Origin of the sequence: Nocardia sp. NPDC050412 (assembly GCF_044458825.1) — a bacterium.
In the GTDB taxonomy this organism is placed as follows: Bacteria; Actinomycetota; Actinomycetes; order Mycobacteriales; family Mycobacteriaceae; genus Nocardia.
The window spans coordinates 18,664-29,022 of the sequence record NZ_JBITIJ010000016.1 but is presented as its reverse complement, the minus strand read 5'-3'; the positions used below and the strand labels follow the sequence as shown (position 1 = coordinate 29,022).

Here is a 10,359-nt window from a genome sequence, read left to right as displayed (position 1 = left end):
CAGAGCCTCCTTGTTCGGCGTAAAACAGCTGGCCGAACGATTTCGGGCAGCACGAATAAGCCGCTGCGGCAACGCTGTTCAGTGTTGTCACATGGCTTCGACGCCACCACAAGACGATTCGGCGAATGCGCGGGGCAGGACGACACCCGCGCGGGATCGAAACAGATTGCGCCCCGCTCGCGCCTAGCTCTTGATCGCTCCTCCAACGTCGCTGCCGCGGTGCGGGCGCCGCGGCGGTGTCAGCTACATCACACGGATGTGATCCGCATTGCGAAGACTAGGCGCTTCGTTAATAAAAAGGAACTTTTTGCACTAAAAAAAGTTGGTCGGCCGTCCAGCGCGCTCAACTGGGCCGACGCAGCTGGGCAAAGCTGTGTTCGCGACCACAATTCGATCGCGAATGTGAGCCACAGCACTTTCGGATCTGCAGACTATGAGCGCGAACGTTGCATCCGCGTTGCATCGGCGCCCAGCCGCCGATCGAGCACCCGAATCTTGGCCTCGATCTGCGCATAAAGCGGCGAATCGCGATCTATGGTCGCCCGATAGGCGACCCAGGACGCGGCATCGTCGCGCCCCTCCGCACATGCGGTCCACCGACGCAGCACCGCGGCCTCACCGGAACCGAGCACCGCGGCACGCAGCCGGACCCGAAGTTCATCGCGGATATCAATAATTCCCGGCGCCGTCGAGCGCGGTAGCACCGGACCCGCGTACAGCCGTAATGCGGTATCGACATCGCCGGAATCGAGCGCCGCACCCAGCGCCTCGATATCGGTTGCGATATGCACCCGCAACCGATAAGGGCGCGAACCGAATACGTCCGGCCCGACCACCGCGCGCAACCGCGACATGGCGGCGCGGATGGTGCCGTTATCCAGGTCCGTGTCATCGAGCAGCAGTGCGAGATGATCCGCGCCCAGTCCCTCCGGATGTTCGGCGAGCAGCAGCAGTATCTCTGCGTGCCGCTGCGACAACGGAACTCGATCACCGGCGACGGTCAGTAGTGGCTGTCCCAACCCGAGTACATCCAGACCCAATCGAGCCGCCGCGACTTCACCGGTCGAACTCCCCGCCCCGCGCTGACCCGCGCGCATCGCGGTGAGCAGCAGATCCATTTCGGCGGCAGTCGAGGTCGCCTTCACCAATGCCAGAATCTCCGGCTTGGCCACCCGCACGCCCCCGGCGATCATCAGCACCCCGACCAACCTGCCGTCGGGATCGTGCACCGGCGCTGCGGCACCGGTGATCTGATGCATCCGGTGCAGAAAGTGTTCGGGCCCATGGATCCACGCGGCCCGGCCGGTGCGAACCACGAGGCCCACGGCATTCGTGCCGATGCGCCGTTCGCTCAGATCATCGCCCGCGCGCAGCCCGATTTCGGCCGCGGCATCGATCTGATCGGGATTGCCGTGCACCCACAGCACGCGGCCGAACTGATCGGCGACCGCGACGATCAAACTCGTTCTGGCCGTGTCCTGTACGAGCAATTTGTCGATCAGCGGCATCAATGTGGCAATCGGGTGCGCGTCGCGGTAGCGCTGCAGATCCGCACCGCGCAGCCCGCGCCCGTCGAGCGGATCCATCGGATCGACGCCGCCGCGCACACTGCGCAACCAGGATTCGAGCACAACGGGTCGCAGCAGACCGGCAAGCTGCGACAGCTGCTCGCCACCCGCGCTAAGATATCCGTGTGCTTGTGCGGCATAGGCTTCCAGTGCGCCGAGCTGAGTGCCGGGTTCGACGCTGTGCCGTGGGGGCCGCCCACCTGCAAGATTGCTGACCATTTGCCTTTCTTTCCGCCCCGAACTGTACCGGCGCTCATAACCCGGGTAAGGGCGGTTGCCTTCGTTTGTCCGCCAGCTCACACCACGTTCAGACCTCGTACAAATGTGACCTACCCATCTTCCAGATCACTGGCTGAGGTATTCGGCGGCGCGTTCGGCAATCAGTACAGTCGTCGCCTGCGGACCGCGACTCAGCGGCACCGGAACAACGGAAAGATCCACCACGGACAAACCGGTCGTGCCGTGCACGCGGCATTGCTCATCGACCACCGCACGCTCATCATCGGCACGGCCCATTCGGCAGGTGCCCGACAGATGTTGCGAAGTAGCCAGATTCGCGTACTGCCACCCGTCGTCCGGTATCGATTCCGGCGTGCGCACCATCGGTATCGCATGCAATATCTCGCGCGCCGTGCCAACCCCTTCCTGTAATCGAACCCGATCCGCGGCCTCCGATAAGTAGCGGTAATCGATGTGCGGCGGCACAGTCGGATCGGCGGAGCGGAGTCGGAGCACGCCTTGGGAACGTGGGCGCATGAGCGCCACACCCAAACGTCGGGTATACGGGGTAAACGTTACGGCGTACGGACGGATTTCGACATCCTCGAGTTCCAGCACATATTCCAGCGGGATGCCCTCGGCAGTCGGGTCCGACGGCTCGAAGCGGTAGTCGATGCCGATCTCCGGATGATCGCTGAACCCTGCGCCGACGGGCGCGGGACGCACCACCGGAATATCCAGCGCCCGAAGCTGTTCTGGATCGCCGATACCCGAGCGCAGCAGCAGCGCGGCGGATTCGATTGCGCCCGCACACAACACGATCCGACCCGCATCGAGCGCGCCCGCCTTGCCGTCGTGCACGTAGTCCACCCCGATGGCGCGCGTGCCGTGGAAACGGATGCGGGTCACCAGCGTCGCAGCGGTCACCGTGAGATTCGGGCGCGCGAGGGCGGGCGCAAGATAGGCCGATCCGGTGTCGACCCGCCTGCCGTGCTCGATATTGCACGGCACCGGCCCGAAACCATCGGCCGAATCCGCGTCGGGCAGTGCGTTCAGATCAGGTATCAGCGCAAGGCCGAGTGCCGTGCAGGCCGAGGCGAATTCGCAGCTCAGGGGTGCAGGCGCAGTGGCACGACGCACCGGTATCGGGCCCGTCGCGCCGTGTCCCGGCTGATCGCCGAAATCATGGTCGCGCTCGAGTCGGCGATAGGCGGGCAGGACCGCATCGAAGGACCAGCCGTCGAGTTCCTTGCTCCACGCGGCGAAATCCGCGGCCGTCGCCCGCACGAAGTAGCCGCCGTTGACCGCACCCGATCCGCCGATCACCTTGCCGCGCACGATATTCCCGGTAACCGCACCAGCCAATGTCACGGGATACCGCCACACCCACGGTGATTCGGGTCCGATCGGCATCCGAGTCGCATCGAGCAGCGTCGCCGAATCGGTCGACACCGGACCCGCTTCCAACAGCCGCACCCGATGGTCCGGATCCGCGCTCAGTCGGGCCGCCAGTACACACCCGGCCGTACCACCACCGATGATCAGTGTGTCGATCATCTACATCAGCTCATCGGGTGGTACAGCCATTACACGTTCGATTCAGCTCCGGGGCGTACTCGGCTTGAGCGATTCCAGGCTGCGCGCGCGGAATGCGCCGAGCCACAGGCCCGTTCCGTAGGCGAGATCGTCCATCCGCTTGTAGGCCACGTAGCGGAACGGGTCGAGCCCGCCCGCGTCACGATGGGTGAACCAGTCGGCCAGACCATCCGCGACCGCCATGGTGACCGCGATGCGCCGGACCCGCCGGGACAGAATCATCGCCAACATGGTGACCGGCCAATAGTGCCGACACATTGCCGAGGCCAGTCGCCAGATACCCGCGAAATAGCCGCGTGCCAGATAGATCGCAGCGATCCGGGTCGGGTTGTCCAGTCCGATGAACACCCGGCGTAGTCGGGCCAGCGCGGTCACCAAGGTGATGAGTCCGCCCAGTAATCCCCACTTCGTCAGCGTGGCGAACAGCATGGTCGCGACGACCGTCCAGAACGGCACCGACAGCGGCGTAACCATGCCCGTGTGCCGCTCGCCGAGTGGAGCGGCACCGGTGCCATAGAACAGCTTGCGACCGAACCAGGCGCGGAACGAGATTCGATGATCGTGCGCGACGTGCGCCGCCGGCTCATAGCGCAGTCGCCAGCCCGCCTGCTCGAGCCGCCAGCACAGATCGACGTCCTCGGCCACCTGCATCGTCTCGTCGAACCCGTCCTGCGCGAGCAGCGCCCTGCGGCGCACCAGCATGGCCGCGCTCGGCACATAGGAGACCAGTCCGCGCGACTGCACGGCCGATTCGCGCCGTCCGAGATCGAGCGAGGAGCGGGTGTGTTCATAGCGCGCGAGCGCGTTCGACTCCGGATCCAGCGCAACGATCCGTGGCGCGACCAGCGCGACCTCCGGATCGCTGAAGTGTCCGAGCATCACCTCGAGCCAGCCGCTGCGTGGGACCACATCGGAGTCCAGGAAGGCGACGAAGTCGGTTGTCGCGGCCCGCAAGCCGGCATTGCGCGCGGCGGCCGGGCCCTGTCTGCGGTCGTGGCGCAGCACGGTCACCCGGCAGCGGGTGCCGCGGTTGCGCGGGATCTCGACCGGCTGATCCGAACCGTCGTCTACGACGATCACATTGTGTCCGCGCAATACCGCGAGCAATCGGGCAAGGCCGTCGGCATTGTTGTGTAGGGGCACGATCACGGTCACATCGTCCAGGGACGGCAGCAACCGGGGACGCGGATTACCGACGCCGGAGTCGAGCAGCCGTCTGGCAACAACGGCGGACTTCGGGCCGGTGACCTCGAGGTACCCGTCGCCGATCATCTCGGCGGCCTCCGGGGCAAGTCGCAGCAATCGGGCGGGTGAACCCCCGATCAGGATGCGTCCCCCGGAGTATGCGCGTACCCGTGGATCGATCCGCACCCCGAATCCGTCGGGCAGGCGATCATGGCGCATTCCTGGCATGCTAGGCGGTGATTCGCGCATTGGCACCATCAGTCCGGAAAAAAGGACGGAATTCCGCACGAATCCGCCCGTGCGGCGCGAGAACTCCCGCCGAATCGGTTCTTCGGCGGGTCGCAAGCGACCCGCCGAAGACAGCTGGCAACACAAGAGCAATCATTGATTTGCCACTCGATAGCCATCGTCGATCAACGAGATAGCGCATGGCTGGCTACCGGCCCGACATCAGTTCAGCGGACTCTCGTCACAGGCCCGCGAAGGGCGTCGATCCGGTGACAGGCGTTCGGACGCGGGCCGAGATACCGACAGCGTCAGCGGAATCGGGCCCGACTTACGCGAGCCGGGTCGGCTCGGCGCAATGCGCCGGGAGTGGTCCACCGACGAACGCGGGATCATCCGCCCGGCATCGGCCAGCGCAGCCTCGCCGTAGCCCTGGACGCATTCCGGATCCGGTCCGTCGGCGGGCAGCCCGGTGAAGAACTTCGCCGCCATGCACCCGCCGCGGCAGGAGTCGTAGTGCGCGCAGCCGGAGCACGCGCCGCCGCCGCTCGGCTCGCGCAGCTCGGTGAAGAGCTCCGATTCCTGCCACACGGTGCGGAAACCACCGTCCACTAACACATTTCCGGCGAGGAACTTGTCGTGAATGGCGAAGGGGCAGGCATACACATCACCGACCGGATCCACCAGGCAGACCACTCGGCCCGCGCCGCACATATTCAGTCCGGGCAGCGCCTGACCGAAGGCGGACAGATGGAAGAACGAATCACCGGTGAGCACGCCTTCGCCGTTGCGCACCAGCCAGTCGTAAAGCACCCGTTGCTGTTCCGGCAGCGGATGCAGTTCGTCCCACACGTCGGCGCCGCGTCCCGAGGGCCGCAGGCGGGTCAAACGCAGTGTGGCGCCGTACTTGTCGGCGATCGCCTTGAACTCGTCGAGCTGGGCGATGTTGTGCCTGGTCGCGACAACGGAGAGTTTCGCATCCGCGAATCCCGCGGCCGCGAGATTCTCCAACGCCTTGATCGCCATCGCGTAGGAACCCGGCCCGCGCACCGCGTCGTTGACCTCGGCGTCCGCACCATCCAACGAAATCTGTACGTCCACGTAGTCACTCGCGGCCAAGCGCGCGGCGACCTCGGGCGTGATGCGAACTCCGTTGGTGGAGAACTTCACTCCGACATGGTGCGCGGTCGCGTAGTCGACCAGCTCCCAGAAGTCCGGGCGCACAGTGGGTTCCCCGCCACCGATATTCACGTAGAAGATCTGCATGCGCTCGAACTCGTCGATAAGCGCCTTGCACTGCTCGGTGCTCAGCTCGCGCGGATCGCGGCGGCCCGAGGAGGACAGGCAGTGCACACATGACAGATTGCAGGCGTAGGTCAACTCCCATGTGAGGCAGATCGGTGCGGCCAAACCGTTTTCGAACTTGTCGATCAGTCGCCCACCCGTGACGGCGGACGGTTGCCCGGCCAGCGGCAGCGGCGCGACCGCGGGTGTCGCAGCGCTGCCCGGCGCGGCCTGCCTGATCATGTCGGAGTCGGCCAGCTGATCCAATGCCCGAACGTACTGTCCGGCCAAGTCATCCGTGACGCCCGCGGCACGCAGTGCCGCACGTGCCGAGACGTGCGCGGGCAGCGACCGCACGATCTCGAGTATCCGCGGACTCTTCAGAAATGAGAGCTTGCGGGTGCCGAAGTGGTAGAGCAGCGCGCCGAAGGACTCCGGCCGCAGCGCCACCCGCGGATGCAGTTCCCAACGGGTATCGAGATCGAGCATGGTCGCCGCGCCCGTCAGTAGACGCCGCACATACCGTCGATGGAGACCTCTTCGATGAGGGTCTCCTCGACCAGCGGCGCTTCCTCGATCGAACGGGACTCGGCCGCCCCGATCCGTCCGGTGTTGTCGGTATCGGTGTGTCCGATGGATCCGTACTCCGGCATGCCTACCTCCGAGATGTGACCGGGTTCCGCGGCCACTGGTGTAGCCGTCATCACACAATAACGTCATGAACTGACAAAATGGAACAGGTGATGCGGAGCTCCCCCTCGGCGGCCGCGCGGACGCACACCGACCGAGTCACAGCCGCGGGCTCTAGACTGCGGGTGGCAAGCAGCTGAACAGGACGTGACGGGCGATTCGACCCGCGGTGGTAGAGGTGGCATGGGAGTCGGACGAATGCAGACGAGCGGCTGCGGCGGCAATACCCCGCGGTGCGAGCTCGAGGCCCGGAGGCGGCAGCATGCGTAACCACGTAGGGCCTGGGAGCACCGCGAATCGAACCCCGCGGTGCGAGCGCGAGGCCCGGAGGCGGCAGCATGCGTAACCACGTAGGGCCTGGGAGCACCGCGAATCGAACACTGTCGGAGTCCGAGATCGTCGAGGCCGCGTTGCGGGTGGTGCGTGCGGACGGTGTGGAGAAGCTGTCGATGCGACGGCTCTCCCGTGAGCTCGGCGTTTCCCCGATGGCGCCGTACTACTACGTCGCGGATAAACGCGAGCTGCTCGATCTCGTCGCGACCGCGGCGTTGACCGGAGTTCGCAAACCACCGGCCGATTTCGGACCGTGGCAGCAGCGGCTGCGCGATCTGATCGACCAGATCGATGAGAAGCTGCGCAAGCATCCTGGACTCGGCGATGTGCTGATCGAGCAGATGCTGGGAAAACAGCTCGACCTGATCGCGGCGATCATGGAGATCCTGTTCGAGGCCGGTTTCCACGATCGCAATGTGCTCGCCGGGTACGCGACGATCCACACCTACCTGTTCGGTCGCCGCCGGGTGAACCCGAGAGAGCCGCAACTGCTGGCCGATGTCGCACTGCCCGAGTCGGTGGCGCGGGCCACGAAATACATGCCCGACCTGCGCGGAAAGTATGCCTACGACTTCGGCATGGAGGTGCTGATCGCGGGTCTGGAGGCCCTGCTTGTCCGTCAGCCCGATCCCGACGTACGATGAAACTGAAACACGTTCTAGTTTTGGTTCGGTTCGAGAGGACGAGATGACCACGCTCGAGGTTCCACACGGTTCGCGTTCGGTCGTGCTGCGGGTAGCCGCGGTCATCGCCGAGACGCCGGACACCTGTTCGCTGGTCTTCGACGTCCCCGACGAACTGCGCGAACGTTTCAGCTATCAGCCGGGCCAGTTCCTCACTCTGCGCATCCCGAGCGATCTGACCGGGTCGGTGGCCCGGTGCTATTCGCTGGCCAGCTCGCCCTACACCGATGACAAGCCCAAGGTGACCGTCAAACGCACTGTCGGCGGCTACGGGTCGAACTGGGTATGCGACAACCTCAAAGTGGGCGACGCAATCGAAGTGCTGCCGCCCTCCGGCGTTTTCACGCCGAAGGATCTCGATGACGATCTGCTGCTGTTCGGCGCAGGCAGCGGCATCACACCCGTGATGTCCATCCTGAAATCGGCGCTGGCACGCGGCGGCGGCCGAATCGTATTGGTGTACGCCAATCGCGATCACGAGTCGGTGATCTTCGCGCGCGAGCTGCGTGAATTGGCCGAGAAACATCCGCAGCGGCTCACCGTGATCCACTGGCTCGAGCACCTGCAGGGACTGCCGACCGCCGATGGTTTGGCCGCCCTGGTCGAGCCGTACGCGAGCTACCACGCCTTCATGTGCGGCCCCAAGCCGTTCATGGACCGGGTGCACGACGCACTCGCCCGGCTCGAGGTGCCGCGCTCACGCACCCATGCGGAGGTGTTCAATTCCCTTGCCGGAGATCCGTTCGCGGATCAGGCGCCGGCCGAGGTGACCGACGAGGAGGCGGCCGATGCGGCCACCGTCGAGGTCGAACTCGACGGTGAGGTGCACGAGCTGAAGTGGCCGCGCAAGCAGACCCTGGTCGACATCATGCTGTCGAAGGGTCTGGATGTGCCGTACTCCTGCCAGGAGGGCGAATGCGGTTCCTGTGCCTGCACGGTACTCGAGGGCAAGGTCGAAATGGACAATTCCGAAATCCTCGATCCGGAGGATATCGAGAACGGCTATATCCTCGGCTGCCAGGCGCATCCGGTCACCGATCACCTACGCATCCAATTCTGATCGGGCGCAACGCTTTACAGCTTGCGGTAGTGGATACGTAGAGCGGGATCGAGGCGTTCGGTCGCGTAACTCAGTGCGGTGCGGCCCATTTGCGCCGCGTGCTTGTCGAGGAAGCCGGTGAGCAGTTGCTCATCGATACGCTTGCCGACCTCTCGCAGCATCCAGCCGAGCGCCTTCTGGATCAGATCGTGGCGGTCGTCGAGGAGTCGCTCGCCGAGTTCGAAGGTGGTCGAGGCATCGCCTGCCTTGATGAACGCGAAGGTCGTCAGCAGTGCGACCCGGCGCTGCCAGAGCGAGTCCGCGCGTGCCAGTTCGAAGACCAAGTCGCGGGGTCGGTCGAGTAGCCAAGGGCCGATGATGTTTTCGGCGGAAACGTCGACCAGATCCCAGTTGTTCACCCGGCCTCGGCGCACCGCGGCGAGATAGAGTTCGACCATTGCCGCCTGCGCATCGATATCGAGCGTGCGCGGTTTGCTCGCCTCGGCGAATTCGGCATTGAGGATGATCAGCGCGGCCAGCCGGTCCTCGTGCACGGCACTGTCCAGCAGTGTGTCGATCTCGTCGAGCGGAAGTGCCGCAAAGCGTTTCGCGATCGATCGCGTAACCGGCACGCGCACACCGAGGAAAACATCACCCTCGCCGTACTCACCGCGCCCGGTCTTGAAGAACCGCTGTAGATGAATGGCATCGGCCGGATCGGCGACTTCGGCCAGTGCCGCATGCACATCGGCGGCGGTCGGCAGCTGGGCGCTACTGGGCACCCAGAATCCGCCCCGACTCGAAAGCCGCCGCGCTGGTGGGCAATTCACCCGGCCGCCCACTGTTGAACACCCGCACCTCACCATTGCCGGTGGTCGGCCGGTCGAGCGCCTCCATGCGCCGAATCGTCTGCGCCGCAACAGCTTGTGCACTGTCGAACAGTCGCACACCATCCGGCAGTGCGGCCACAATGGCATCGATGACCAGCGGATAGTGCGTACAGCCGAGCACCACACCCTCCACATCGTCGGGTGTCTGTTCGGCCGCGCGCGCGATCGAATCACGGGCCGCGACCAGATCACCGCTGTCGATCGAATCCGCCAGACCATGGCAGGCGATACCGACCACCTTCGCATCGCCGCCGAAGCGGGCGATCAGATCGGCTTGGTATCGGCTGGCCGTGGTCGCGGCGGTCGCCCACACCGCGACCGATTTGCATACCGCGGCGGCGGGTTTGATCGCGGGGACGGTGCCGATGACCGGAATCCCCGGCCCGACCTCCGCACGCACCTCATCCAAGGCGGTGACGCTGGCCGTATTGCACGGCAGCACGAGCACTTCCGCGCCGAGCCGAACCGAGCTGCGCGCCGTGTCGACCACCCGGTCGGTCACCCACTGTTCCGGCTTGGGACCCCACGGCGCGCCATCGGGGTCCAACTGGAGTAGCAGGTCGACATCGGGCCGCAGCTTGCGCAGCCAGGCGGCCGTGGGCAGCAACCCCAGCCCGGAATCGATGAGCGCGACGATCACCCGACCA

9 protein-coding genes are annotated in these 10,359 nt (G+C 65.3%); 2 read left to right on the top strand and 7 right to left on the bottom strand.

Annotated elements, in window-relative coordinates:
• Positions 1 to 431: 431 nt before the first annotated feature.
• The 5 genes from ACIBI6_RS33700 to mftA form a co-directional block, all read right to left on the bottom strand.
• Positions 432 to 1,787, bottom strand: coding sequence for a GAF domain-containing protein (locus tag ACIBI6_RS33700; RefSeq protein WP_364340752.1), 1,356 nt, complete (start codon positions 1,785 to 1,787; stop codon positions 432 to 434).
• Between the two features lie 126 nt (positions 1,788 to 1,913).
• The gene (gene mftG, locus ACIBI6_RS33695; RefSeq protein ID WP_396958899.1) at positions 1,914 to 3,344 is read right to left on the bottom strand and encodes a mycofactocin system GMC family oxidoreductase MftG; all 1,431 of its coding nucleotides are present in this window, start codon (positions 3,342 to 3,344) and stop codon (positions 1,914 to 1,916) included.
• A gap of 42 nt (positions 3,345 to 3,386) precedes the next feature.
• Positions 3,387 to 4,787 carry a mycofactocin biosynthesis glycosyltransferase MftF gene (gene mftF / locus ACIBI6_RS33690; RefSeq protein WP_364340748.1) on the bottom strand — a complete coding sequence of 467 codons (1,401 nt, stop codon included), beginning with the start codon at positions 4,785 to 4,787 and terminating at the stop codon, positions 3,387 to 3,389.
• Positions 4,788 to 5,018: 231 nt separating this feature from the next.
• Positions 5,019 to 6,566: a mycofactocin radical SAM maturase gene (gene mftC, locus ACIBI6_RS33685; RefSeq protein WP_364341341.1), complete on the bottom strand. Its 1,548-nt coding sequence runs from the start codon at positions 6,564 to 6,566 to the stop codon at positions 5,019 to 5,021.
• Positions 6,567 to 6,580: 14 nt separating this feature from the next.
• Positions 6,581 to 6,655 (bottom strand): mycofactocin precursor MftA, encoded by a 75-nt coding sequence (mftA, locus tag ACIBI6_RS33680; protein WP_245720762.1) that lies wholly within the window; start codon positions 6,653 to 6,655, stop codon positions 6,581 to 6,583.
• A 450-nt stretch (positions 6,656 to 7,105) separates the two neighbouring features.
• Here mftA and mftR2 point away from each other — a divergent pair, with 450 nt between their 5' ends.
• Both mftR2 and ACIBI6_RS33670 read left to right on the top strand, forming a co-directional pair.
• Complete coding sequence (gene mftR2, locus ACIBI6_RS33675; RefSeq protein WP_364358200.1) at positions 7,106 to 7,744, top strand: mycofactocin system transcriptional regulator MftR2; 639 nt, start codon at positions 7,106 to 7,108, stop codon at positions 7,742 to 7,744.
• Between the two features lie 43 nt (positions 7,745 to 7,787).
• Positions 7,788 to 8,843, top strand: a complete 1,056-nt coding sequence (locus tag ACIBI6_RS33670) for a ferredoxin--NADP reductase (RefSeq protein WP_364358197.1) — start codon at positions 7,788 to 7,790, stop codon at positions 8,841 to 8,843.
• A 14-nt stretch (positions 8,844 to 8,857) separates the two neighbouring features.
• Here the strand turns inward: ACIBI6_RS33670 and ACIBI6_RS33665 are convergent, their stop codons facing one another.
• Both ACIBI6_RS33665 and ACIBI6_RS33660 read right to left on the bottom strand, forming a co-directional pair.
• On the bottom strand, positions 8,858 to 9,604 hold the full coding sequence (locus ACIBI6_RS33665) for a DNA alkylation repair protein (protein ID WP_364358194.1): 747 nt from the start codon (positions 9,602 to 9,604) through the stop codon (positions 8,858 to 8,860).
• Positions 9,594 to 10,352, bottom strand: a complete 759-nt coding sequence (locus ACIBI6_RS33660) for an aspartate/glutamate racemase family protein (RefSeq protein WP_364358191.1) — start codon at positions 10,350 to 10,352, stop codon at positions 9,594 to 9,596. Before ACIBI6_RS33660 ends, ACIBI6_RS33665 begins: the two co-directional genes overlap by 11 nt.
• Positions 10,353 to 10,359 lie beyond the last annotated feature (7 nt).

What these genes read in the sequence shown, in the direction of transcription:
- mftC (WP_364341341.1), bottom strand. Translation starts at nt 6,566, where the DNA reads ATGCTCGATCTCGATACCCGTTGGGAACTGCATCCGCGGGTGGCGCTG.
- ACIBI6_RS33670 (WP_364358197.1), top strand. Translation starts at nt 7,788, where the DNA reads ATGACCACGCTCGAGGTTCCACACGGTTCGCGTTCGGTCGTGCTGCGG.
- ACIBI6_RS33700 (WP_364340752.1), bottom strand. Translation starts at nt 1,787, where the DNA reads ATGGTCAGCAATCTTGCAGGTGGGCGGCCCCCACGGCACAGCGTCGAA.
- mftF (WP_364340748.1), bottom strand. Translation starts at nt 4,787, where the DNA reads ATGCGCCATGATCGCCTGCCCGACGGATTCGGGGTGCGGATCGATCCA.
- mftR2 (WP_364358200.1), top strand. Translation starts at nt 7,106, where the DNA reads ATGCGTAACCACGTAGGGCCTGGGAGCACCGCGAATCGAACACTGTCG.
- mftG (WP_396958899.1), bottom strand. Translation starts at nt 3,344, where the DNA reads ATGATCGACACACTGATCATCGGTGGTGGTACGGCCGGGTGTGTACTG.